Source organism: Streptomyces sp. NBC_00158, assembly GCF_045160885.1.
GTDB lineage: Bacteria > Actinomycetota > Actinomycetes > Streptomycetales > Streptomycetaceae > Streptomyces.
In genome coordinates this window covers 7,460,342-7,482,631 of sequence record NZ_CP108161.1, presented here as the reverse complement: position 1 = coordinate 7,482,631, position 22,290 = coordinate 7,460,342, and the positions used below count along the sequence as shown (strand labels likewise).

26 protein-coding genes are annotated in these 22,290 nt (G+C 73.1%); 7 read left to right on the top strand and 19 right to left on the bottom strand.

Annotated features, from left to right (window positions below; all coding sequences use genetic code 11):
• Positions 1–33: 33 nt before the first annotated feature.
• The gene (locus OG553_RS34360) at positions 34–1,638 is read right to left on the bottom strand and encodes an AMP-binding protein (RefSeq protein ID WP_405982763.1); all 1,605 of its coding nucleotides are present in this window, start codon (positions 1,636–1,638) and stop codon (positions 34–36) included.
• Between the two features lie 240 nt (positions 1,639–1,878).
• Between OG553_RS34360 and OG553_RS34355 the strand changes: the two genes are divergently transcribed.
• Complete coding sequence (locus OG553_RS34355) at positions 1,879–4,212, top strand: collagenase (RefSeq protein ID WP_405982762.1); 2,334 nt, start codon at positions 1,879–1,881, stop codon at positions 4,210–4,212.
• A 120-nt stretch (positions 4,213–4,332) separates the two neighbouring features.
• On the opposite strand, the gene OG553_RS34350 is transcribed toward OG553_RS34355, so the two are convergent.
• Together OG553_RS34350 and OG553_RS34345 are read right to left on the bottom strand one after the other, a co-directional pair.
• Positions 4,333–4,758, bottom strand: a complete 426-nt coding sequence (locus OG553_RS34350) for a carboxymuconolactone decarboxylase family protein (RefSeq protein ID WP_405982761.1) — start codon at positions 4,756–4,758, stop codon at positions 4,333–4,335.
• Positions 4,755–5,420 carry a class II aldolase/adducin family protein gene (locus tag OG553_RS34345; protein WP_405982760.1) on the bottom strand — a complete coding sequence of 222 codons (666 nt, stop codon included), beginning with the start codon at positions 5,418–5,420 and terminating at the stop codon, positions 4,755–4,757. The genes OG553_RS34350 and OG553_RS34345 overlap by 4 nt, the downstream gene beginning before the upstream one ends.
• A gap of 90 nt (positions 5,421–5,510) precedes the next feature.
• On the opposite strand from OG553_RS34345, the gene OG553_RS34340 reads away from it, so the two are divergent.
• Positions 5,511–5,948, top strand: a complete 438-nt coding sequence (locus OG553_RS34340; protein WP_405982759.1) for a MerR family transcriptional regulator — start codon at positions 5,511–5,513, stop codon at positions 5,946–5,948.
• Positions 5,949–6,097: 149 nt separating this feature from the next.
• Here the strand turns inward: OG553_RS34340 and OG553_RS34335 are convergent, their stop codons facing one another.
• Positions 6,098–6,532: a hypothetical protein gene (locus OG553_RS34335; RefSeq protein WP_405982758.1), complete on the bottom strand. Its 435-nt coding sequence runs from the start codon at positions 6,530–6,532 to the stop codon at positions 6,098–6,100.
• 542 nt (positions 6,533–7,074) lie between these two features.
• Between OG553_RS34335 and OG553_RS34330 the strand changes: the two genes are divergently transcribed.
• A complete protein-coding gene (locus OG553_RS34330; protein ID WP_405982757.1) occupies positions 7,075–7,386 on the top strand; it encodes a hypothetical protein in 312 nt (103 codons plus the stop codon).
• 188 nt (positions 7,387–7,574) lie between these two features.
• On the opposite strand, the gene hemC is transcribed toward OG553_RS34330, so the two are convergent.
• The 4 genes from hemC to OG553_RS34310 form a co-directional block, all read right to left on the bottom strand.
• Positions 7,575–8,510: a hydroxymethylbilane synthase gene (hemC, locus tag OG553_RS34325; protein ID WP_405982756.1), complete on the bottom strand. Its 936-nt coding sequence runs from the start codon at positions 8,508–8,510 to the stop codon at positions 7,575–7,577.
• Between the two features lie 95 nt (positions 8,511–8,605).
• Positions 8,606–9,214, bottom strand: a complete 609-nt coding sequence (locus OG553_RS34320; protein WP_405982755.1) for a hypothetical protein — start codon at positions 9,212–9,214, stop codon at positions 8,606–8,608.
• 166 nt (positions 9,215–9,380) lie between these two features.
• Positions 9,381–10,487: a right-handed parallel beta-helix repeat-containing protein gene (locus OG553_RS34315; protein WP_405982754.1), complete on the bottom strand. Its 1,107-nt coding sequence runs from the start codon at positions 10,485–10,487 to the stop codon at positions 9,381–9,383.
• Positions 10,488–10,689: 202 nt separating this feature from the next.
• The gene (locus OG553_RS34310) at positions 10,690–12,255 is read right to left on the bottom strand and encodes an MFS transporter (protein WP_405982753.1); all 1,566 of its coding nucleotides are present in this window, start codon (positions 12,253–12,255) and stop codon (positions 10,690–10,692) included.
• A 175-nt stretch (positions 12,256–12,430) separates the two neighbouring features.
• Between OG553_RS34310 and OG553_RS34305 the strand changes: the two genes are divergently transcribed.
• Positions 12,431–12,883 (top strand): MarR family winged helix-turn-helix transcriptional regulator, encoded by a 453-nt coding sequence (locus OG553_RS34305; RefSeq protein ID WP_405982752.1) that lies wholly within the window; start codon positions 12,431–12,433, stop codon positions 12,881–12,883.
• A gap of 34 nt (positions 12,884–12,917) precedes the next feature.
• Here the strand turns inward: OG553_RS34305 and OG553_RS34300 are convergent, their stop codons facing one another.
• Positions 12,918–13,655: an SDR family oxidoreductase gene (locus tag OG553_RS34300; protein WP_405982751.1), complete on the bottom strand. Its 738-nt coding sequence runs from the start codon at positions 13,653–13,655 to the stop codon at positions 12,918–12,920.
• 159 nt (positions 13,656–13,814) lie between these two features.
• Between OG553_RS34300 and OG553_RS34295 the strand changes: the two genes are divergently transcribed.
• Positions 13,815–14,390: a TetR/AcrR family transcriptional regulator gene (locus OG553_RS34295; RefSeq protein ID WP_405982750.1), complete on the top strand. Its 576-nt coding sequence runs from the start codon at positions 13,815–13,817 to the stop codon at positions 14,388–14,390.
• Between the two features lie 16 nt (positions 14,391–14,406).
• Here OG553_RS34295 and OG553_RS34290 read toward each other — a convergent pair whose 3' ends face one another.
• The 8 genes from OG553_RS34290 to OG553_RS34255 all read right to left on the bottom strand — a co-directional run bounded on the left by OG553_RS34290 (position 14,407) and on the right by OG553_RS34255 (position 18,591).
• Complete coding sequence (locus OG553_RS34290; RefSeq protein ID WP_405982749.1) at positions 14,407–14,877, bottom strand: hypothetical protein; 471 nt, start codon at positions 14,875–14,877, stop codon at positions 14,407–14,409.
• A complete protein-coding gene (locus OG553_RS34285; protein WP_405982748.1) occupies positions 14,874–15,452 on the bottom strand; it encodes a matrixin family metalloprotease in 579 nt (192 codons plus the stop codon). The genes OG553_RS34290 and OG553_RS34285 overlap by 4 nt, the downstream gene beginning before the upstream one ends.
• Before the next feature lie 53 nt (positions 15,453–15,505).
• Entirely contained in the window at positions 15,506–15,835 is a 330-nt protein-coding gene (gene cutA / locus OG553_RS34280) for a divalent cation tolerance protein CutA (protein WP_405982747.1), read from the bottom strand.
• 66 nt (positions 15,836–15,901) lie between these two features.
• Complete coding sequence (locus tag OG553_RS34275) at positions 15,902–16,249, bottom strand: helix-turn-helix transcriptional regulator (protein WP_007261942.1); 348 nt, start codon at positions 16,247–16,249, stop codon at positions 15,902–15,904.
• 175 nt (positions 16,250–16,424) lie between these two features.
• Positions 16,425–16,799, bottom strand: a complete 375-nt coding sequence (locus OG553_RS34270; RefSeq protein ID WP_405982746.1) for a hypothetical protein — start codon at positions 16,797–16,799, stop codon at positions 16,425–16,427.
• Positions 16,800–16,916: 117 nt separating this feature from the next.
• The gene (locus OG553_RS34265; RefSeq protein WP_405982745.1) at positions 16,917–17,579 is read right to left on the bottom strand and encodes a lysophospholipid acyltransferase family protein; all 663 of its coding nucleotides are present in this window, start codon (positions 17,577–17,579) and stop codon (positions 16,917–16,919) included.
• A gap of 110 nt (positions 17,580–17,689) precedes the next feature.
• Entirely contained in the window at positions 17,690–18,028 is a 339-nt protein-coding gene (locus OG553_RS34260) for a DUF6247 family protein (RefSeq protein WP_405982744.1), read from the bottom strand.
• Between the two features lie 80 nt (positions 18,029–18,108).
• A complete protein-coding gene (locus tag OG553_RS34255) occupies positions 18,109–18,591 on the bottom strand; it encodes an SLATT domain-containing protein (RefSeq protein ID WP_405982743.1) in 483 nt (160 codons plus the stop codon).
• A 57-nt stretch (positions 18,592–18,648) separates the two neighbouring features.
• On the opposite strand from OG553_RS34255, the gene OG553_RS34250 reads away from it, so the two are divergent.
• Complete coding sequence (locus OG553_RS34250) at positions 18,649–19,425, top strand: maleylpyruvate isomerase family mycothiol-dependent enzyme (protein ID WP_405982742.1); 777 nt, start codon at positions 18,649–18,651, stop codon at positions 19,423–19,425.
• Between the two features lie 21 nt (positions 19,426–19,446).
• On the opposite strand, the gene OG553_RS34245 is transcribed toward OG553_RS34250, so the two are convergent.
• Complete coding sequence (locus OG553_RS34245; protein ID WP_405983212.1) at positions 19,447–19,842, bottom strand: RidA family protein; 396 nt, start codon at positions 19,840–19,842, stop codon at positions 19,447–19,449.
• 107 nt (positions 19,843–19,949) lie between these two features.
• On the opposite strand from OG553_RS34245, the gene OG553_RS34240 reads away from it, so the two are divergent.
• Complete coding sequence (locus tag OG553_RS34240; RefSeq protein WP_405982741.1) at positions 19,950–20,924, top strand: helix-turn-helix transcriptional regulator; 975 nt, start codon at positions 19,950–19,952, stop codon at positions 20,922–20,924.
• Between the two features lie 15 nt (positions 20,925–20,939).
• Here the strand turns inward: OG553_RS34240 and OG553_RS34235 are convergent, their stop codons facing one another.
• The gene (locus OG553_RS34235) at positions 20,940–22,286 is read right to left on the bottom strand and encodes a glycosyltransferase (RefSeq protein ID WP_405982740.1); all 1,347 of its coding nucleotides are present in this window, start codon (positions 22,284–22,286) and stop codon (positions 20,940–20,942) included.
• Positions 22,287–22,290: the final 4 nt, after the last annotated feature.

Below are 22,290 nucleotides of genomic sequence, written 5' to 3'. Positions count from 1 at the left end.
ACCGCTCCCCCGCCGCCGGCCCGCCGGCACCGTTCAGGAGGTCCCGGCCGACGCGACGGCGCGGCCGCGGAGCAGCTTCTTGTCCGGCTTGCCCACGTCGGTCAGGGGCAGCGCGTCCACGAAGACGACGCGGGCGGGCTCGTACATGGCTCCCTTCCGCTCCCGCACCAGGGCGCGCAGCTCCGCTTCGCCGACGTCGGCGCCCGGCGACCGGACGACGACCGCGTGGACCCGCTCCATGAGGTTGGCGTCGGGGACCCCTAGCACGGCGCTCTCCCGTACCTGCGGATGGGAGTTCAGGACGTCCTCCAGTTCCACCGTGTACACGTGTCCGCCCACCACCACGATCATGTCCTTCAGCCGGTCGACGATGGTGATGTAGCCGTCCGCGTCCACGAAGCCGATGTCGCCGGTGTGCAGCCAGCCGTCCCGCAGTACCCGGGCGGTGAGTTCGGGCTGCTTCCAGTAGCCCCGCATCACCTGCGGGGAGCGTACGCAGATCTCGCCGTGCTCCCCGGCGGGCAGGTCCCGTCCGTCGGCGGCGCGTACGGCGACCTCTACGCCGTCCAGGATCTTCCCGGCGGTGCGCAGCAGTTCCGGGCGGGCCGGATCGTGGTCCTGCGGGGAGAGCATGCTGATTCCGCCCGCCTCGTTCTGGCCGTAGAACTGGTTCAGCACGGGGCCGAAGCGGCGGACCGCCGCCGCGAGGCGGGCCGGGGAGGAGGCGCAGCCGCCGTAGGTGAGCAGGCGCAGGCTGGAGGTGTCGGTGCGGTCGACGTCGGGGTGGTCCATCAGCTGGTAGAGGAGCGGCGGCAGCAGGAAGGTGTGGGTGATGCGCTCGCGCTCGACGGCGGCGAGTACGGATCCGGCTTCGAACCCGTCGAGCAGGACGACGGTGCCGCCGTGGTGCAGCGTCGCGTCGGCCATGAGGCCCGCCGCGTGCGCGAGGGTGGTGCACACCAGGGTCCTGACCGGCTCCTCGTCGGACCAGAGGGGTCCGGCCGAGACCCACTGCTCGAAGGTCGTGCATATGGCTTTGGGATGGCCCGTGGTCCCGCCGGTGTGGCGGATGGCGCAGATGTCCTGCGGGCGCGCCGAGCCCGGCAGCGCTTCGTCGGACTCGCGGGCGGCGAGTTCCACGAGGTCCGGGGTCCGGCCCGGGGCCCGGTCCGGGTGGGTGCCGCCGTCGGCAGTGCCGGCGGCGGCTGCGGCGCCGAGGACGAGTACGCGTTCGAGCGGCACCCGCCGGGCCAGCCCGGCGGCGCGGTCGCGGTGGGCGGGGTCCGCCACCAGGGTCCGGGTCTCGACGTCGCGGAGGATGTCGGCGTGCACATCGGCCGAAAGCCCCGCGTAGAGGTGGTTGACGGCGCAGCCGAGGAGGCCGGCGGCGTAGCGGACCGCGAGCGTCTCGGGGAGGTTTCCGGCGAGCAGGGTGACCGTTTCGCCGCGTTCCACCCCACGGGCCCGGAGCGCGCGGGCCATGCGGTGCACGAGGCCGCGCAGTTCACCCGCGGTCAGGCGCCGGTCCCCGTGCACTAAGGCCTCCCGGCCGGGTTCCTCGCCGAGGGCGTCGAGGATCTCTTCCACGTGGCTGCGGAAGTGTCCGGTGGTGGCGTCCATGTCCGTCCCCATCTCCATCTCCATCTCCATTGGTTGACTGGAGCAACTAGTGGGAGGTTAGCGACCGAAGATCCACAAGCCCAAGTCGGGCGCCCACATCCGGCCAACACCGACACCCCCGCCCGCACTTCGACCCCACCGGCAGGGAATCGCGCCGGAAGTCTTCCGCAGCGGCCCGACCTGTGCAATTTTACATGTCACATGTCAATCGCCGGTGTCCCCAGCACACGGCCCCAACGGCCCCGGAGGCCCCCACAGATGCATCCCTTCCGGATATCGAAGGCAGGGCGCAGACTTCCCGCGCTCGGTGCAGCCGCCTTCATCGCGCTCGGCCTGCTCACCCCGCAGGGCCACGCCGCGCCCCTCCGCGCCACCACCCCGGCCGCCGCGCACTCGGGCGCCGCCGCGGCCCCGGCGCCCCGGTCGATCCCGGTCCCCAAGTCGCCGGACGCCATGACCAACGGCTCCCGCCTCCGGATCTCCTCCCAGGACAGCCCCGAGGAGTCCGCCCCGGCCCCCGCCCCCGCCGTCAGGCCCGCCAAGCCCGCGAAGGGCGAGCGGCAGTCCCCGTCCGCCGCGGGGAACGAGTGCGGCGACCTCTCCGGGGTGATCAACGCCACGGGCTCCGCGCTGGTCCAGCAGCTCAAGGCCCTGCCCCAGATCACCTGTACCTACCCGCTGTTCGGCCTCACCGGGGAGGACGCGCGCAAGGCCTTCCGCGAGGCCCAGATGGTGACGGTCGCGAACGCACTGCGCGACGCCTCCGCCGGCTACACGGGCGACAACCGCGCCGCCGTCGGACAGTTGGTGCTGTTCCTGCGCGCCGGCTACTACGTGCAGGACAACCACGCCGACGTCGTCGGCGAGTACGGCACGGCGCTGGACGGCGCCGCCCGCGGCGCACTGGACGCCTTCTTCGCCTCCCCGCGCAGCAAGGACGTCACCGACGCCAACGGCGAGATCCTCAACGAGGTCGTCACGCTGATCGACAGCACCCACACGGCCGGCCGGTACGCGGGCGTCGTCAAGTGGATGCTCGGCGGCTACGACGCCACCTGGCCCGGCCAGATGGACCTCGCCATGCAGCACGTGGAGTGGGTCGTCGAGAACGGCTTCAAGGCCAAGAACGACGGCCGCGGCTGGCGGGCCGCCCTCAAGGCCGACCCCGCCATCCTCGACACCTGGGCCGGCTTCATCACGCGCAACGGCGCGCAGCTGAACCGCCTGGACGTCGTCAGCAACGTCGGCCGCCACCTCGGCAACGCCCTCGACGTCCCGGAGCTCAGGGAACGGCTCCGGCCGCTGCTGAAGGACCTGATCAACCGCTACCCCAACGTCGGCCCCACCGCACCGATCACCATGAACCTGGGCTGGTACACCCGCCAGTACGACAGGGGCAACTGCGCGGCCTACGCCATCTGCGACCTGGGCGAGCGCGTCCTGCCTGCGGTCCTGCCGACCCAGCACACCTGCACCCCGGGCCTGAAGATCCGCGCCCAGGACATGTCCCCCGGCCAGCTGGCCGGCACCTGCACCAGCCTGGTCAACCAGGACGCCTACTTCCACCGGATCATCGGCGACAAGGGCCCGGTCCCCGGTGACCTGAACACCAACCTGGAGGTCGTCGTCTTCGACGACTACACCAACTACTCGCTGTACGCCTGGGCCATCTACAACATCGACGTCGACAACGGCGGCATGTACGAGGAGGGCAACCCGGCGGCCGCCGGCAACCAGGCCCGCTTCATCGCCCACGAGGCCCACTGGCTGCGTCCGGAGTTCCAGATCTGGAACCTCAACCACGAGTACACCCACTACCTCGACGGCCGCTTCAACATGGCCGGCGACTTCGACGCCGGCATGACCACGCCGACCATCTGGTGGGTCGAGGGCATCGCCGAGAACATCTCGTTCGGCTACCGGGGCGAGCGCAACGCCGACGCGGTAGCCGAGGCCGGCAAGAAGACGTACAAGCTCAGCGAGCTGTTCGACACCGTCTACGGCCAGGACGAGGACCCCCAGGTCAACTCGAACCGGGTCTACCGCTGGGGCTTCCTCGCGGTCCGCTACATGCTCCAGGCCCACCCCGCCGACGTCCGGACCGTCCTCGGCAAGTACCGGGCCGGCGACTGGAACGGTGCCCGCGCCTTCCTGAAGCAGACCATCGGCACCGGCTACGACGCCGGCTTCGCCACCTGGCTGACGACGGCCTGCGCCACCGACGGCTGCGGCCCGCTGCCCGACGCGGTGCCGGCGATCCCGCCGTGCACCATCGGCGACCCCCGCCAGTTCGACGGGAACTGCCGCCGGGACGGCCTCGCGGCGGCGGCCGGCAACTACAGCTACCACTTCGTGTACCTGCCGGCCGGCGTCAAGCAGCTGACCATCACCAGCAGCGGCGGTACCGGCAACGCCGACCTGTACTACGGCGGCGGCAACTGGGCCACCACCGGCAGCTACCAGGCGAAGTCCACCAACGCCGGCAACGGGGAGACCCTGACGATCGACAACCCGCCCTCCGGCTGGGTGTACTTCAGCCTCGCCGCCGCGCAGGACTTCAGCGGCGTCAGCCTGTCCACGCAGTCCAGGTGACCGGCTAGTCGCGGCTACGGCGGACCGGCCCGCGACCGCCCGGGGACGGCAGAGCGCCGTGCTCCCCGGGCGGGAGCGGTGACCTCGGCGGTGCGGGCCCGGGCGTGCCGGCCCCGCACCTCAGGGGCGGACCGGGGTGTCCGGGACGTCCGGGTGGTCCTCGCGCGCCCGGAGTCCGGCGATGATCTCGGTGCCGAGGGCGTACGCCGGGACGCCCGCCGTGATGAGCGCGGTCTCGGCGACGCCGACGAGGTCGGCCATGGCGGCTCCGGCGTGGAGTGCGCCCTCGGCGTGGATGCGGGCGGGGTGGGCCCGGCCGAGGGCCAGCAGCTGGCCGAAGTGGACGAGCTGCTGCACCCGTGCGCCGAGCGGACTGTCCGTCAGCACGATGTGGCGCAGGGCCGCGAGGGCCTCCTCGGTGGGCAGCCGGCCGAACTCCTCGGCGAGGCGCAGCCGGTCCTGGACGCCGGCGGGCACGGCTGCGAGGGTGGAGCGGTAGCGGTCGCGTACGGCCTCGGTACGCGAGGCCCGGTCGTCCGGTGTCACGAGGCGGCCCGGGCGATCGCGGCCCGGACGGCTTCCTGGGCGCCCGGGGGGAAGTCCACGGCCCCTCCGATGGCGGCGGCGGCGATCTCCGCCTCGGCGCTCTCCTCGATGGCCACCACGAGGTGGGCGGTGGCCGCCGCATCCGGGCCGAACACCAGGAGGCCGTGGTTGGCCAGCAGGACGGCGGCCGTGGTCGGGCGGTGTTCCAGCGCCTCGGCGATGCCGCGGACGGACACGTCCGATCCGCGGGGTCCCCAGGGGACCACGGGGATCTCCTCGGCCTGTCCGAAGCGCAGCATGGGCTCGGTGCGGCAGGGCAGCGGCCGGTGGGCCACGGCGAAGGCGGTCGCGGAGGGCGAGTGGGTGTGGATGACGGCGCCGACGTGGGGGCGGGCCCGGTACACGGCGCTGTGCATGGCGATGATCTCGGCGCTGACGGACTGGAGCTCGCCGTCGAGGACCTGTCCGTCGAAGCCGACGGTGGCCAGCTGCTCGGGGCGCAGGCCGCGGACGAACCCCGGCGTCAGCAGGAGGCGTTCGCCGTCGAGCCGGGCGCTGAGGTTGGCGTGTCCGGAGTGGGACATCACCCCGGCCGCGAAGAGTTGCTCGGCTGCCCGCGCCAGCTGTCCGGCGCGTTCGTCGCGTACGTGCGTGTCGCTCATGGGGCATCTCCAAGTGTGCTGCCAGCGGGCGCTCGTTCGCCGCTGTCCACGTGCGGACCACTCTTCAACTTGAACTAAGGTTCAAGTCAAATGCCGGGGACGGCGGGCGGGCCGCAGCCCGAGGAGGAGCACCACGTGCGCATGACGATCGGCCGGCTGGCGGAGGTGACCGGGGTCCCGGCTTCGGCCATCCGGTACTGGGAGCGCCACGGCCTGCTGCCGGAACCGGAGCGGGTGGGCGGGCAGCGGCGCTACCCGCCGGAGGCCGCCGAGCGGATCACGGTGCTGCGCAAGTGCCAGCGGGCCGGGCTGACCCTGGTGGAGATCGGCGAGTTCCAGCGGGAGCAGCCGCACCGGGAGGCGATGATCCGCGCGAAGATCAGCGAGATCGAGCAGCGGATGGTCGACCTCGACCACGCCCACCAGCTGCTGACGCACGCCCTGCGGTGCGGTGAGGAGGACATCGTCAGGTGTCCGAAGTTCCGGGAGCAGATGGCGGCGTGGGAGACGGCGGAGCCGGCTCCCTAGCCACCGCGCGAGCCGGGGCCGCCCCGGCGCGCGGAGCCGAAACCGGAGCCGAAACCGGAGCCGGGACGTGCGAACGCCGGACGCGGCCCGGTCCGGCACCTCGTGTGCCGGACCGGGCCGCGTCGGCCGCGTCGGGGGTCAGCGCGCCGTCAGCACTTGAGTCCGGTGGAGGCGGCCGCCGAGGCCTCGTCCAGCTTCTGGATCTGCGGCTGGAGCTTGGTGAGGGCGTCCTTGCCGGTGGTGTCGCCCGGCAGGTCCTCGTAGCCCTTCTTCAGGCCCTCGGCGGCTTCCTTGACCGCGTCCTGCTCCGCCTGCTTGAGCTTGGCGAGGTTGTCCTTGACGTTGCCCCAGTCCTTCTGGACGGCGTCGTAGGCCTCCTTGACCTGGTCCTTGGTCGCGGACGAAGGGCTGAGGGCCTTCAGCTTCGCGTTGTCCGACTTCAGGGCGTTCAGGTCCGTGCAGAGGTCGGCAGCGGCCTTGGTGGCCTGCTCGGCGGCCGAATTGTCGTCGTTGTTGTCGGAGCAGGCGGCAAGTCCGAACACCGCGCTGACGCAGAGCACGCCGATCACGGGGATCCGCTTCATGGGAGACCTTCCTGGCAGGGACAGAACGGGCGTACGGGATGTTTCGTTACGCAAAGCAAAACTAAGCAGGAAGGGGGTGTCACGCATCCGTACGGGGACCGTTCGATACCTTGACGGGATCATGCCGACGAACACGACCGTGCGGGCGCTGTGGGACAGGACCCACCTGGCCCTGCTGCCCTGGACCCGCGTACCCGCGGGCGATCTGCACGCCCGCTCCCTGGAGGCGGTGACCGCGGCCGTCACCCTGCTGTGGGACGGCTGCGACGACGCGCTGCTCGACGCGCCGGCCACGGACGAGCAGGTCCACGCGATCGTCGCCGCGCGGGAGGCCTACCGTCTCGGCTGGCGCGACGCGGTGCTCGGCGACGTCGCGGCGGACGCGCGGGCCGCGGGACTGGGCGCGGGCCCGGGTGGCCTGTGGGAGCCGGCCGGGCACGGGTTCCACGGCAGGGGGCGGGCGTTCCGGCCCCCCCCTCCGCCAGAACCTGGAGTCCTTCGCACGGCATCCCTGGGCAGCGCAGCTGGCCGGCCTGAGGGCCGTGCGGTGCGCCGTCGAGGCCTCCTCCGGCGATCCGCGCGCCGCGCTCTCCTCGCTGTACCGCACGGCCTGGACCGACCAGGCCACCGAGCGCCTGGGATGGGACAACGCCGAATGGTGGCAGTACCTGGGCGTCGCAGAGCTGGCGTCCTGGGCGGTGGTCGCGCTGGGTCTGCCCGCGGAACACCCCTCGGAGTCGGGAGACGCGGTCGAGGAGGCCGCCGAGGCGGTGAGTCCGCTCGGCTGGACCTGGACGGGGAAGGGCCTGCCGGAGGGCTTCCTCGACGCCGCCTTCGAGGCACTCGGGCTGTGAGACCGGTGCTCCCGCGGCGCGTCGACCGGTGATCGGACGATGCCTGCGGTGGCGCCCACGGGACACGACACCGCCCGCATCCGCCACGTCGGCCACGTCGTCGAGGACATGGCACGGGCGATCGGCCCGTACGCACCCGTTCGTTCCGGCGGACGCCGCCCCGGGGGCGGCCTTCACCTTCCGGGCGGTCAGCGTCCCCTGATCCCGGCCAGGACGGCTGCCGCGCCCCGCTCCAGGAGTTCGGCCGCCAGGCACGCGCCGAGCTTCTCCGGGGAGTCGGCGGGGCCCGCGCCGGCCGCGGTCACCTGCCGCGTGCCGTCCAGCGAGGTGACGGCCGCCGAGAGGAGCAGCCGGCCGTCCTCCTGGATCCTTCCCCACGCCCCCACCGGGACGGAACAGCCGCCGTGCAGTTCGGCCAGCAGCGCCCGTTCGGCCCGTACGCAGGCGTCCACTCCGGGGTCTCCGGTTCCGGCGAGGAGAGCGGCCGCCGCTGAGCCGGTACGGACCTGGACGCCGAGCGCGCCCTGGCCGGGCGACGGCGGGAAGACCTCGGGGTCGAGCACCTCGTGGAGTTCGGGCACCGCTCCGAGCCGGTTGAGCCCAGCCGCCGCGAGCACCACCGCGTCCAGCCGGTCCCGGCCCCGGAGGCGGGCCAGACGACCCGGGACGTTGCCCCGGATCGGCACCACCTCCAGGTCCGGCCGCAGCGCCAGGAGCTGCGCGACCCGCCGCGGGGCTCCCGTACCGACCCGCGCCCCGCGGGGCAGCCCGTCGAGCGTCGCGCCGCACAGCACGTCCCGTACGTCCTCGCGCGGGCCGGGCGTGGTCAGCAGGACGGTGTCCTCGTGCACCGCGGTGGGGAGGTCCTTGAGGGAGTGGACGACGACGTCGACCGCGCCCCGAACTAGGGCCTGCTCCTGGTTGGTGGAGAACGCGGACCCACCGGCGGTCTTCGCCACCTCGGCGAGCGTCGGCGTGACGCGGTCCTGGTCGCCGCCCTCCAGGATGGTCTCCCTGCGGAACCGCACTCCGGGGAACCGCACCGCCAGGGGCTCCAGCCACTCGGATACCTGGGTCCTGGCGAGCCTGCTCGCCCTGGAGCCGATCGTCACGACGGTGCTCATCCGGTCGACTCCGGTCAGTCGGGGGCTGGTTGGCGCATCATGCTACGCGCCCCGGAACGGACCCGATTCCGACGGACTGTCACCAACCGCCCGGATCAGGTGCCCAGGGGCCACTGCGCCGGAGTGGCGTTGAAGCCGCGGAAGAGCTCGACCGCGGCCGGCTTCTGGCCCGCCGGGATCAGGAACGCGGTGCAGATCTTCTCCGACTGGCCCGGGCCCAGCTTCTTCTCGCCCTCCGTCTCGGGGCAGTCGGGCCACTTCGCCCGGCCCATCATGACGATCAGGGCGCGGGTCCGCATGCCCGACTCCGTCCTGATCATCAGGTCGCCGTCCATGTCGCCGAGCTTCATGGGCGTGCCGCTCTTGTGGTTGAGGGCCGACCGGACGAAGACGGGGATCTGCGGGCCGTCCTTCTCGTCCTTCTCGTCCTTCTTGAGGCCGGAGTTCTCCATGTCCGTCTCGGTGCCGACGCGCACGTCCAGCGGGGTCACCGTGAACTTCGCGTCCTGCGAGTCCAGCTTCTGGCTCTCCTTGAGCGGTCCCTCCTCGCCCAGCCGGAACACCGTCTTCTTGGCGTTCGCACCGGCATTCGGCGAAGCCGCGCCGCCGCCCTTCGCCTGCGGCAGGCCGTTGCATCCGGTCAGTACGGCGGCCGCCGTCAGGGCACCGGCCGCTGCCGACGCGGCGCGCGTCCACGTACGCATTCTCATCTCGCCTTTCCCCGGATCCGGCGGCACTCCGCCGCGACCCGCACCTCTGCGTTCCGAGCGGTCATCTTCTCAGAGGTGAACATGCCAAGACGCCCGCGTCTCGATCAGTCTCGATCAGCGGGCGTCCGGGCCGGGAGGGGGGCGGAGCGAGGGGGACGGGCTAGCGGTGCCCGCCGGTGACCGTGGCGGTGAAGCCGTTCTGTTCGAAGGTGCGGATGCGGTCCCCCGTGACCTTCGTGATCTTCACCTGGTCCAGCCGTACGGTGGTGTCGGTGAACGCGGCGATGGCCGCGACCCCTCCCCCGCCGCCCCGGACGGTGTCCTTGACCGCGGTGAACGTGCCGTCCTGGAAGGCCATCGCGAAGTACTCGTTGTCGATGAAGGTGTTCCGGCTGGTCTCCAGGGAGCCGAAGGCGTAGAGGCCCAGCTGGTTGCCGACGAGGCGGTTCTCGGTCACCGCGACGCCCGTGTTGGCGAGGATCCCCGCGTGCTGGATGTCGGAGAAGAAGTCGGGGCCGCAGCCCGGGTCCGGTTCGCGGCAGGCGTTGTCGCTCACGGTGTTCCGCTCGGCCCGGCCGGTCGCCTCGACGAACTCGATGCCGTCGGTGGAAATGGTCTTCTGGCCGGTGACGACGTTGCGCAGCAGGTTGGCCTTCGAGTCCGAGCTGAGGACGACGATGCCGGAGCCCTGGTAGTCCGTGATCTTGGAGTCCCGGATGTCCGCCGATCCCGCTCCGGTGGGGAAGTCCCCGATGAGGATGGAGTTGGCGCTGCGGAAGCAGGGGGCCATCGGGGTGTCCTTGATGTGGGTCACCGCCGCGTGGCTGAGGTCCAGGTGCGCCCCGCCCAGGACGCGGATGCCGGCTCCGAGCGCGCCCTGCGCGCAGGTGCCGGATCCGGGCCCGCTCACCGTGAGGCGGGAGATCTTCACGGACGCCGCGTTGTCGAGGGAGAGGATCGAGTTGAGCCCGTCGGAGCCGGCCGCCAGCTGTTCGGGGGCGAGGATGGTGGTCTTGCCGGCGCCCGCGCCGGTGAGGGTGAGGTTCTTGTGGATCGTCACCTGCTCCCGGTAGACACCGGGGCGCAGCGCGATGCGGTCCCCGGGGTGCGCGGCGTCCACGGCGGACTGGACCGTCGGGTACGCCGCCGAGGGCACCACGAGTTCGCGCGGCTGCGACGCGGCGGACGAGGGGGCGAGGGAGCCGAGGGCCACCGAGGCGAGCAGCGTGCCGAGGGCCGCCGCGCAGCGTGAGCGTAGGGGGTTCATCGCGTTCTCCTGCCGATGGGAGGGCCGCCGGCCGCGGGTGACCGTCCGGAGCCGTGGGACACGTGGCGCAGACACCCGAGCACAGGGCGGGCTCGATCGGCGGGGGCCGTGCCGCAGGGGTGGGCCGTCCGGAGCAGCGGGACCACACGGCGAGGCGGGAGCGCGCCCGTTGTCCGGGCGCCCTCCCGCCGGCGCCCGCCGCTCAGTCCGCGGCCGGCGCGGGGCGGCGGCGGTCCGGCCGGAACCCGACGGCCAGGACCACCGCTCCGGCGAGGGCGAACCCGGCCGTCCAGAGCGCCCCGACGTGCATGGCGTGGAAGAACGCTGCGTCGGCCGCCCGGGCGAGCCCGGCGTCGTGCGTGGCGGCCGCCACGTGCCGGGCGAGCTCCGCGGAGACCCGGGCCTGGACCCGTACCTCGTCAGGGAGGCCGGTGAGGGAGCCGTCGACCGCGCGCCGGTAGACGATCGAGGTGATCGTGCCGCCAGCCGCGATGCCCAGGACGCTGCCGGTCTGGCGCAGGGTGCTGTTGACCGCGCTGCCCGCGCCGGACCGTTCCAGCGGCAGGGAGCCCAGTACCGCGCCGGTGACGGGTGCGATGACCATGCCGATCGCGGTGCCCTGGACCACCATGACCACCGAGTACCAGGCGATCGGCGTGGTCGCCCCGAAGAGGGCCACGGCCCCCATCGCCAGCGCCGCGACGGCGAGGGAGACGGACGAGACGAGCCGTACCGACGTACGCCGGGCCAGCCGGACGGCGACCGGCGAGCCGACGACCACCCCGAGGGCGGCCGGGAGTCCGAGGAGCGCGGCCTCGAACGCCGAGTAGTGGCGGGCGCCTTGCAGGTAGAAGGCGAGGTAGAAGGATCCGGACGTCAGGGCCAGGAAGACCAGCATCAGGGTGAGGTTCCCGGCGGCGAACCGGCGCTGCGCCAGCAGCCGGGGGTCGAAGCCCGGGTGGGCGATCCGCAGCTCCGCGGCCACGAACGCCCCGATCAGGGCGATGCCGGCCGTGGTGCAGCCCCAGACTCCCGGGTGGGCGAAGGAGGCGTCCTGGCCGGCCCGGATCAGGCCGTAGGCGAGGAGGCCGAGGCCGCCCGTGGACAGGACCAGCCCGGCCGGGTCGAGGGGCCGGACCTGCGGGCTGCGGAAGTTGGGCACGTACCGCGCGACGAACCAGAGCCCGACGAGGACCACCGGTACGTTGACCAGGAACACCGACCCCCACCAGAACACCGCCAGCAGCGCTCCGGCCAGGATCGGGCCGGCGGCGAGGCCGACGCCGGCGAAGGACGACAGCGTGCCGAAGGCGGCCGGGCGTTCGGCGGGCTCGAAGGTCCAGCCGACCACCGCCATGGTGGCCGGGACGAGCAGCGCGGCGCCGACTCCCATCACGGCGCGGCCGGCGATGAGCTGGGCGGGGGTGGCGGCGTAGGCGGCGAGGACGGAGGCGGCGCCGAACAGGGCCATGCCTGCCAGCAGGGTGCTGCGGTGGCCGAAGCGGTCACCGAGGGCGCCGCCGGTGAACATCAGGCAGGCGAAGGCCAGCGTGTAGGCGCCGGTGGCCCACTGGAGCTGGCCGGGAGTGGCGCCCAGTCCCCGGACGGGGTCGGACAGGGTCTCGAAGGCCGTGGACAGGATGGTTCCGTCGAGCCAGATGAGGAGCTGGGAGAAGACGAGGACGCCGAGGATGAGGCGGCGCCGGGCCTGCGGGAGGGGGGTCCGGGCCGCTGCGGGAGCGGAGACCGGCCTCGGTGTCGGTGTCAATGCCGGTGTCGGTGCCGGTGTCGGTGTCGGGGGTGTGGCGGATGACATGCGTGACTGCCTTCGGATCGGGGCGGGTTCGGCACGGCCGCGTCGTATTATCGTCAAGTACCTGACGGCTGGTTCATCGTGACAAGCCGTCAAGTACCTGTCAATCACGAATCCTTGGAGGCCGCCGATGGGCGAGCAGACACAGGGCCGGGTGCTGAGCTTCCTGGTCCGTCAGACCTGGCTCGGCATGCGGGCGTCGATAGGGGCCGAACTGGCGGAATTCGGTCTGACCGTGCCGCAGTTCGCGACTCTGATGATCGTCAGGTCGTCCCCGGGGATGTCCGTGGCGCAGCTCGCCCGCTCGGTGGGGAGCACCCGCCAGGCGGCGAACGAGATGCTCGCGGCCCTGGAGCGCGACGGCCTGATCACCCGTTCCCCGCACCCCACCGACCGCAGGACGCACCAGCTGCACGTGACCGGCCTCGGGGCCGCCCGCTACGAAGAGGCGCTCCCGGCCGTCGCGCGCCGGGAGGCCGCGCTCGAGGAGGGGCTGGACCCGGGGCAGCGGGAGGCCGCCCTCGCCTGGATGTCGGCCGTCACGGCCGCCTGCCGGGAGCCGGTGGACGGCTGCGACCAGTGACCCGGGGAGCACCCCCCGGGCCCCCCGGCCGCGGTCAGGCCTGGGCGGTGGGCCGTACGACGATCTCGCCGACGTCGACGCCGTCGGGCTGTTCGATGGCGTAGCCGATGGCCGAGGCGATGGCGGACGGCGGCATGGCGATCCGGTCACGCTGCTCGATCATGGCGGCCGCGATCTCGGGGCCGGCCCCCTTGCCGATGCCCTCGGTGTCGGTGAAGCCGGGCGAGACGAGGGTGACGCGCAGATCGGGGCCGGCTTCCTGGCGCAGCCCCTCGGTGAGGACCTTCACCGCCGTCTTGGTGGCCGCGTAGACGGCCTGCGGGGACTTGACGGCGTACGCGGCGGTGGAGCCGACGTTGACGAACTGGCCGGAGCGCTGCCGGCGGAACACGGGCAGGGCCGCCCCGATGCCGTTGAGCAGGCCGGTGACGTGGGTGGCGACCATGGCGTCCCAGTCGTCCTGGCGCAGGTCGTCGAACGGGGAGACGGCCATGGTGCCCGCGTTGGAGACGAGGACGTCGAGCCGGCCGAACCCCTCGACCGCCGTGTCCGTCAGACGCCGGAGGTCCTCGCGGCGCGTGACGTCGACGGCGACGCCGACGGCGGTACCGCCCGTGGCCGTGATGCGGTCGACGACCGCCCCCAGCCGGTCCTCCCGGCGGGCGCCGAGCACGAGCCGGGCGCCCCTTTCGGCGAGGTGGACCGCGGTCGCCTCGCCGATACCGCTGCTGGCGCCCGTGATCGCGACGACCTTGTTCCGAATCCCCGACATCTGCGGCCTTCCGTAGGCGGGTTGCCGCCGCGCGGGCCGGTAGGGTGGCCCCGCGGCCCAAGTGGGGAGTTCCCCACTTGGGTTCAGACTAAGTGGGGGGTTCCCCGTTTCACAACGTCGAAGGGCCGCGAGGGGCTCGGGAAGGGACGGCGAACGGTGATGGCCGACGGAGCAGGACGACCGCTGCGGGCCGACGCGCGGCGCAACAGGGAGAGCATCCTCGCCGCGGCGGTGCGCGTGTTCACGGCGCAGGGGCTGGCCGCCCGGATGGAGCACATCGCCAAGGAGGCGGGCGTGGGCAGCGCGACGCTGTACCGCAACTTCCCCACCCGGGAGGCCCTGGTCGAGGCCGTCTACCGCAACGAGGTGGCCCGGCTCTGCGACGCGGCCCCCGCCCTGCTCGCGCGGAAGCCGCCCGACGAGGCCCTGCGCGCCTGGAGCCGCCTCTTCCTGGACTACGTCACCGCCAAGTACGGCATGATCGACGCCCTGCGCGCCATCGCGGCGACGGGGGGCGACCCCTACGGCCACAGCCGGGAGATGATCCGGGCCGCCATCGCCGCGCTGATGGACGCGTGCGCGGCCGCCGGGACGATCCGTACCGACATCAGCGCCGCCGACATCGGCGCCGCCCTCGAAGGCATCGCCCTCACCTCGGCGGGGGCCGGAGACCGCCGGCGGGCGGAACGCCTGCTCGACCTCACCCTGGACGGCCTCGCGGTCCGCCGCCCGTGAGGAGGCCCCCCGGGCCCTACCGCGTCCGTTCCACGGCCGCCGTCCAGAGGGCGAGGTCCGCGGGGGTGGCCGGGCGGGGTTCGGCGTCGTAGAGCTGGGCCACGCCTTCCTCGGGGCGGGTGGCGGGGTTGGTGGCCCAGACGTACGTCTCCCCCACCAGGTACTTCCGGGCGGACTCGTCGCTCTGGCTGACCAGCATCTCCCCCGTGGCGCTGCCCTTGAGGACGCGCTCCACGCGGACCCGGTAGGCATCGGACGGCAGCCCCTCGACGGTGCGGCGGCCGAGGTCCTCGACGACGGTGCCGGCGAAGACCGCGGTGGCCTCCGGGGCGACGAGGACCGGGTCGGTGGTGTCGAAGGCGTGGACGACCTCGCCGGCGGAGTGCGCTTCGCGGTACCGCTCCCAGCCGATCCAGGCCCCGCCGGCCAGCACCGCGGTGGCGGCGGCCGGGACGGCGGCCGCGAGGAGGAGCTTGTTCACGGTCATCCCCAGAGCCGGTGGTAGTGGGCGCGGTCGTCGGCGGTGACCCGGTCGATGCCGGAGCGGGCGGCTTCCGCGTTGTCGGCCCACATGACGGAGCCCGACTTCGTGCTCTTGTGGCAGAACCCGAGCGCGTGGCCCAGTTCGTGCGTGGCGACGCGGCGCCGGTGCGCGGTGGTGCCGCGCGAGCCCCCGTCGTCGAGGTAGTGGCGGTTCATCGTGATGCTGTCCGTGCCCGGGAGGCCGGTCCAGCGGGCGAGGACGTTCTTCCAGTCGCCGCCGCTCGAACGGGTGTCGTTCCACTCAAGGTCGGCGACCTCGGAGACGGTGTCCGGACGGAAGCGGACCTTCCGCAGACCGCCGCCGGTCCACTGGCCGACGGCGTAGGCGCGGGCGTCGTCGAAGACGGTGTCGTCCTCCCAGGCGATCACCCCGTGGTCCACGGAGGACCGCCCGCGCGAGTCGTGGCCGGAGGGCACGCACGCCGCGGGCACCCCGCCGAGGGCCGGCCCGGGGTGCGGCAGCGACAGCAGGACCGTCGCGGCCGCGGAGGCCGCCAGCCCGGTCAGGAAGAGGAACACCCGGGAAAGCTACCCAACGTGAGGCGGCACGCACAAAACGTGCCCGCCCGGGCCTAGCGGACGGTGCTCGTCCGCGTCCAGTCCAGGTAGGTCTCCGTGGGCCCGGTCACCGGGACGAGGAACCACTGGGGCGCCTCGCCGGTGTGGCGGGCGTGCACCCATTCCCTCAGCTCGGCCACGCGTTCCGGCGTGGTCTGGAAGGAGACCCGGTACTGGCGCTCGTGACGCACCGTCTCCTTCCACCGGGTGAAGGTGGTCATCCGCGCGTCCACGTGCGCACCGGCCGCGAGCCGGGCCTCCACCGCGCCCTGCGCGATGTCGTAGGCCAGCGATTCGTCGTCCAGCACGGTCTGGGCGACCACGATCCCGTTCTCGGCGCTCACTCTTCCCACCCCTGTCCCGTTCGTCAACGGCCCCACCCTAGACGGGCGCTCGGCCGGTGGCGTCCGCTACATGCGGGCGGGGGCGGGGTCGGAGTCGTTCAGCTCGGCGATCAGGGCGTTGCGGCCGGCCAGCATCTCCGTGAGGATCCGGCGCGCGGCGCGCAGGAGTTCGGCTACGTCGCCGCCGGCGAGGGCGTACGTGACGGTCGAGCCCTCGCGGGTGGAGACGACGATGCCCGAGCGGCGCAGGACGGCCAGCTGCTGCGACAGGTTGGACGCCTCGACGTCGATCTCGGCCAGCAGGTCCCGTACGGGCATGGGGCCGTCCTGGAGGAGCTCCAGGACGCGGATGCGCACCGGGTGACCGAGCATCCGGAAGAACTCTGCCTTGGCCTGGTACAGCGGGACCTGCATTCCCACGACGCTCCTGTTCCTCTTCGAACGGACTCCGGCTCGGGCGGGGACGACCACCTCCGCCCATCGTCGCGTCCTGTCGGCCCACGCGGAACCGATGATGACCGGTTTCACATGTTCCGAGTTGAAGAGTTCTTCAACTCATGGGCATGCGTGGGCCCGACGGACGCCGCTGCTAGACCTCCAGCTCCGCCTCGATGCGGCTCAGCTGGTGGCGGGCCATCGCCAGGTTCGACCTGCCCCGGTCCAGGACCAGGTAGAGGAACAGACCGCCGCCCGAGCGGCTGCGGCGGATCCGGATCAGGTGGTACTGACCGCCGAGGGTGATCAGCATGTCCTCGATGTCGTCCTGCATGCCGAGCATGTCCATCGTGCGCATCTTGGCCCGGATGACGTCGGTGTTCCCGGCGGCGGCCACCGTCAGGTCCAGGTCCTTGCCCCCGCCGAGCGTGCCCAGGGCCATTCCGCTGGCGTAGTCGACCAGCGCCACCCCCAGGGCCCCTTCGATCGAGGTCATCGCTTCCTTCAGTGACACTTCCACGTTCGCCATGGCTGTCCTCCGCTGGTGTCGTGTGCCGGGAGCGGCACGGATCTTCCGTACCGGGACGCTACCGATCGCGCGGCTCCGGCTGGCGGGATCAACGGAATTGGCCGGATTCCGCCCCTGTCACCCGGCGTGCGCGGCGGGCTCGCGCAGACGTGCCGCGGCCGTGCGCCAGGCGTCGGTGACGGCGGCGTGCGCCTGGAGGGTGCGGGCGGCGGTGTCGCCGGTCAGCTCCAGCGGGCGTCCGACGTGGACGTGCAGCCGGGGCCGTCGCAGCGGGGCGGTGACGAGGCCGGCGACCTGCTTGGCGGTGCCTCCGGAGGTGATGCGCCTGGCCCCGGCCTGGCCCACGGGTACGACGGGCGCCCCGGTGCGCGTGACGAGCCGGGCGAGGCCGCTGCGGAAGGCGAGGGGTGCTTCCTCGGCGGCGTCACGGCGGGAGGGGATGCCGCCTTCGGCGTACATGAGCACCGAGCGTCCCGCGGCGAGGGCGGACGCGGCGTGGTCGAGTGCCTCGGCGGCCCGCCGGTCGCCCCGGTGGACGGGGATGTGGCCCTCGCGGACGAGCAGGCGGCCCAGGACCGGGGCGCGCCACAGGCCGGCGGCCGCCATGACGACGGGTTCGACCCCGCAGCGGCGCAGGGCGGCGAGGACCACGGCGGGGTCGGCGAGGGAGGTGTGGTTGGCGACGATGACGCTGCCGGGCGGCACGTGGGCGTCGGGCTCGGTGGTGACGCGGACGTGCCCGAAGGTGGGGACGAGGAGCTGGGCGAGGCGGCTGAGCATGGCGTTCTTTCCCGTTCGTGACGGAGACGACGACTGCGGCGACTGCTCCCAGGGTCGTCAACGCGCGCCCGGCCCGCCTGAGTCGTCCTACTCAGACCCAACGGGTCGCGCTACCCAGAGGATGCGCCGGGCGCGGGTCGGCGGCGCCGGCCCCGGAGCTCCTCGGGGCCGGCGAACGCGGTGTCGTCGCGGCCGGCGGCGAGGAACCCGTCGACCCGCGGGGCGGAGGCGAGCCGGGCCCGCCAGGCGTTGACGACCTCGTACGGGCAGGCCAGGGAGAACGTGCGGCGGGACTCCTCCAACGCCACCGCCCACTCCGCCTCGAAAGCCGGCACCCAGCGGTCGGCCCGGCGGTCGGCGCGCAGCGCCGCGAGGAGCTCGGCCGGAGCACCGGCCGCCGGCGCGGGGGCCCCGGGCGCGGCGGGTGCGTGCTCGGGCTGTGCGCTCACGGGCTCCTCCAGGCGGGTCGTACCCCCACGGTAGCGGCCCGGGCCGCGGCGGACGGCCGCATCGGAAGGGGCCGTGCCCGTCAGCCGCCGACCGCCGTCCCGGGTTCCCGGCGGTGCTCCAGCCAGGTGCGGCCGAGGTCGTCCCAGATCGTCTGGTACCGGCCGAAGACCTCGTCGAGCCGGTCGAAGGTTAGCTCGTCGGCGGGGGTCGTGGCCAGGAGGTATTCGAGGTCGTCGGCGAGCCGCCGGAAGCGGTACTGCGCCTCCTCCATCAGGACCGACCGGGAACGCCAGTTGAAGAACGGTTCGACCGCCCCGAGCAGCGTCACCAGCGCCACGCACGCCAGGGCCAGGCCGGCCCACGGGTCGAGGTTCTGCAGGCCCAGGATGACGGTGGACGCCGCGGACAGCACCAGCGTCGCGACCTTGGTTGCGGAAGCGCTCCGCCCGAACCGCTTCTTCTTGCCCCGGGCGTACTCGTTGCCCTGCTGGATCTTGTCCAGCAGGAGCGCGGCGGCGTCCCTCGGCCCGGGACCCGTCCCCGGTCCACTCTGCTGTTGCACTCCGCCCCCGTGAATAATCAGTGTCCGATCAACTGATCATGCTGGTAGACAGGCTGCGTGCAAAACACTCCTGAGTTCACCGACCTCCTGCGGCTCATAGACGAACAGTCGACCGCCTTCCGTGCCGTGGTCACCTCCGCGCCCGATCTCGACGTACGCGTGCCCAGCTGTCCCGAGTGGACGCTGTTCGACCTCCTCCGGCACCTCGGCGGCGGCGACCGCTTCTGGGCCGCCATCGTCGCCGCGGGCCCCGCCGAGGGTCCCCCGGCCGGGGCCGCCGAGGCCCGCGCCGCCCTGGACCCGCCGCGGGAGCGCGAGGCCCTCGCGGCGTGGCTGGAGGAGTCGACGCGGCAGCTGCTCGACGCGCTGCGGGCGGCCGGCCCGGACGCCGGCTGCTGGGCGTGGTGGGAGGACGTGCAGTCCCCGCTGACCGCCGGGACCGTCGCCCGGCACCGGGTCCAGGAGAGCGCGGTCCACACCTACGACGCCCAACTCGCCCTGGGCGCCCCGCAGCCGCTGCCGGACGAGGTGGCGGCCGACGGCATGGCGGAGTTCCTGACCACCTGCGTCGCGACCGCCAGCCCCTGGCCGCACAAGCCCGCCACCCTCGACTTCCGCGCCGTCGAGGGCACCGTCCACCGCCTCACGGTCGACGGTTCCGGCGCACGGATCACGGTGCCGGCACCGGACGCGGAACCGGCCGGGGTCAGCGTCCTGGGCACGGCCAGCGAGCTGATCCTCTTCATCTACGACCGGATCACGGCGGACGACGTGCGGATCGACGGGGACGCCGAGCTGTTCGACAAGCTCCGCGACTGGGACCCGACGGCCTGAGGGCCCCCGGGTCCCGGTGCGTCACGCGACGGCGGTCCCCTCCAGTTCCACCATCAGGCCGGGGATCGCCAGCCGTGTCACCCCGAGCATCGTGCTGGCCGGCGCCACGCTGGCGGCGCCCAGCCGCGCCGCCAGCACTCCGTAGTGCCGGTAGAGGAGTTCGACGTCGGTCGTGTAGACGTTGAGCCGGACGAGGTTGGCCAGGGACATGCCGGCCTCGGCGAGCACGGCCTCCAGGTTGTCGACGCTGAGCGCCAGCTGCGCCCCCATGTCGTCCTCGTGCTGCGGCTTGCCGTCGGCGCTCATCGCCGTCTGCCCCGAGATGTACAGGGTCCGGGTGTGTCCGGCGACCAACTCGCCCTGGTTGAATCCGAATTCCGTCGACCACTGCACCGGGTTGACCGCCGTTCGTTCCATTGCCACGTCAGCTCCGTTCGATCCATCGGGATGGGGTGGGTGCGTACGGGAAGAGCCTCGCAATGAATCACGACATCCTCGGTCATGTATTCCGTTAGGGTTCCGGCATGCGCGCCGATCGGCTGGTTTCGCTGGTGCTCCTGCTGCGGCAGCGCGGCCGGCTGACCGCGGACGCCCTGGCCCGCGAGCTGGACGTGTCCACCCGCACCGTGCTCCGCGACATCGAGGCGCTCTCCTCGGCCGGTGTCCCCGTCTACGCCGAACGCGGCCGGCACGGCGGCTTCTCCCTGCTGCCCGGCTTCCGGACCGAGCTCACCGGGCTGAACCACGACGAGGCCCTCGCCCTGCTGACCGCCGGATCGGGGCGCGGCGAGCTGGTGTTCGGTCTCGGCTCGGCCCTCGCCTCGGCCATGCGCAAGGTCGTCGACGCGCTGCCCGAGGGGCACCGGGCCGTCGCGAGCGACGCGGCCCAGCGGTTCCTGGTCGATCCCGAGAGCGATCTGCTCTCGCGCCGGCTGTCCGCCGAGGAGATGTCGGCGACCGCGGTGACGGAGGTCCGGCGGGCGGTGCTGACGGGCCACAAGCTGCGGATCCACTACGCGGCCACGGGCGAGGCGGCACAGTGGCGCACGGTCGACCCGATCGGCCTGGTCACCGTACGCGACCGGGGGTACCTGCTGGCCACGAGGGCCGGCGCGGACCGCACCTACCGGCTGTCGCGGGTGCTGGCGGCCGAGGCGCTCCCCGAGGCGGCGGAGCGGCCGAACCGGGTCGACCTGGACCGGATCTGGCGGGAGCGCTCCGCGCGGTTCCTCTCCGGCGGCGACCACCTCACCGTGCTGGTACGGGTGGACCCGGCACGGCGGGAGGAACTGCTGGACACCGCGCTGGCCGTCCGCGCCGAGGAGCCCGACGGGGACGACGGCTGGGTGCGGCTGGAGGTGACCTTCCAGGACTCGCGGCACGCCGAATGGGCGCTGTGGCAGCTCGGCGCGGACGCGGAGGCCCTGTCCCCGCAGCCCTTGCGCGCCTCCCTGCACGAGCGCGCCGCCGCGCTCGCCGCCCGCTACGCGCGCCCGTGACCCGAGGGAGACGGCCTAGTACTCCACGGCGGCCGGACCGGCGGATACCGGGTCGGCATTGCGGCGGGTCTTCGACCAGCCGGTGCGGCCGCGGAGGATGCGGACGAAGGCGCGGGCGGAGACGGGGAAGAGGTGGTAGGCGTACAGCCACAGGGCCAGGCCCCACAGGAGCGCCTCGGCCCGGGAGGCGTCGGGGGCGAAGTCCCGCCGGTAGACCGGGCCCCACAGCAGGAACGGCACCACCGAGAGCACGGCCAGGCAGAGCGCCAGGGGCCACCAGGCGAGGGCGCCCGTGAAGCCGTTCAGGGCGAGGACCACCAGCAGGATCCCGGAGAGCACCAGGGAGAACAGGTGGGCCAGCGGCTGGCCGAAGGTGTACAGGGTCTCCAGGACCCCGCCGCCGGTGTAGTGCCGCGAGGAGAGGATGCGCGGGGCGTAGCGGACGCACTGGAGGTTGCCCTGCGCCCATCGGGTGCGCTGGGCGAGCAGGCGCCGGGCGTGCGGCAGGCCTTCCTGCGAGACCCAGGTGTCGGCCACGTGGCTGATCCGGTCGCCGCCGAGGATCATGTGGAGGCCGAGTTCGTAGTCCTCCAGGAGGGCGGCCTCGCGCCAGGGGCGGCGCTCGGCCTCGGCGATCCGGTCCAGTGCGGACAGCCGGGTGAACTGGCCGTTGCCGCCGAGCCCGACCGATCCGGTGCGGGCGCGCAGCAGTTGCATGCCGGCGTTGGAGACGGCGAACTCCATGTCCTGGACGCGGACCAGCAGGCGGGCGAGGGCGTTCGCGGTACGGCCGCGGTCCGGCAGCGGCCGCGGGTCGTCCACGTTCCGCATCCGCACGCTGACCTGCACTCCCCCGGTGTCCGGGTCGCCGAACCCCTGGGGGCCGCTGACCAGCGACAGCGCGGCGGGGTCGAGCCGGCCGTCGGCGTCGACGACGCAGACGACCACGCGCTCCCGGTCGGCGTCGGGGCCCAGCAGGGCGCCGAGTTCGCGGTACGCGGCGTTGAGTGCGGCCCCCTTCCCGGTACGCGCCTCGGGCCGGACCCGGCTCACCAGGTGCAGCCGTGCGTCGTCCTCGGCGAGGGCGGTGACGATCGCTCCGGTGCGGTCGTCGCTGGCGTCGTCGACCACCCACACGCGGGCGTACGGGAAGTCGGCGCGGAGCCGGGCGACGGTGGCGGCGACCACGGCCTCCTCGTCGCGGCAGGGGACGAAGAAGTGCCAGTCGAAGGCGGCCGGGTCGCCCGGTCCGGTCTCCGGGCGGTGGCGGTAGGCGTGCCGGGATCCGGCGGCGTGGACGAGGAACCCGGCGAGGAGGACGAAGGGGAACAGGAACAGGAGGAGGTGGTCGGTGTTCGGCACGGGG

Coding starts and splice junctions, on each gene's coding strand:
- OG553_RS34360 (WP_405982763.1), bottom strand. CDS start 1,638: ATGGAGATGGGGACGGACATGGACGCCACCACCGGACACTTCCGCAGC.
- OG553_RS34355 (WP_405982762.1), top strand. CDS start 1,879: ATGCATCCCTTCCGGATATCGAAGGCAGGGCGCAGACTTCCCGCGCTC.
- OG553_RS34345 (WP_405982760.1), bottom strand. CDS start 5,420: ATGAGCGACACGCACGTACGCGACGAACGCGCCGGACAGCTGGCGCGG.
- OG553_RS34340 (WP_405982759.1), top strand. CDS start 5,511: ATGCCGGGGACGGCGGGCGGGCCGCAGCCCGAGGAGGAGCACCACGTG.
- OG553_RS34335 (WP_405982758.1), bottom strand. CDS start 6,532: ATGAAGCGGATCCCCGTGATCGGCGTGCTCTGCGTCAGCGCGGTGTTC.
- hemC (WP_405982756.1), bottom strand. CDS start 8,510: ATGAGCACCGTCGTGACGATCGGCTCCAGGGCGAGCAGGCTCGCCAGG.
- OG553_RS34320 (WP_405982755.1), bottom strand. CDS start 9,214: ATGCGTACGTGGACGCGCGCCGCGTCGGCAGCGGCCGGTGCCCTGACG.
- OG553_RS34315 (WP_405982754.1), bottom strand. CDS start 10,487: ATGAACCCCCTACGCTCACGCTGCGCGGCGGCCCTCGGCACGCTGCTC.
- OG553_RS34305 (WP_405982752.1), top strand. CDS start 12,431: ATGGGCGAGCAGACACAGGGCCGGGTGCTGAGCTTCCTGGTCCGTCAG.
- OG553_RS34300 (WP_405982751.1), bottom strand. CDS start 13,655: ATGTCGGGGATTCGGAACAAGGTCGTCGCGATCACGGGCGCCAGCAGC.
- OG553_RS34295 (WP_405982750.1), top strand. CDS start 13,815: ATGGCCGACGGAGCAGGACGACCGCTGCGGGCCGACGCGCGGCGCAAC.
- OG553_RS34290 (WP_405982749.1), bottom strand. CDS start 14,877: ATGACCGTGAACAAGCTCCTCCTCGCGGCCGCCGTCCCGGCCGCCGCC.
- OG553_RS34275 (WP_007261942.1), bottom strand. CDS start 16,249: ATGCAGGTCCCGCTGTACCAGGCCAAGGCAGAGTTCTTCCGGATGCTC.
- OG553_RS34270 (WP_405982746.1), bottom strand. CDS start 16,799: ATGGCGAACGTGGAAGTGTCACTGAAGGAAGCGATGACCTCGATCGAA.
- OG553_RS34265 (WP_405982745.1), bottom strand. CDS start 17,579: ATGCTCAGCCGCCTCGCCCAGCTCCTCGTCCCCACCTTCGGGCACGTC.
- OG553_RS34245 (WP_405983212.1), bottom strand. CDS start 19,842: ATGGAACGAACGGCGGTCAACCCGGTGCAGTGGTCGACGGAATTCGGA.
- OG553_RS34240 (WP_405982741.1), top strand. CDS start 19,950: ATGCGCGCCGATCGGCTGGTTTCGCTGGTGCTCCTGCTGCGGCAGCGC.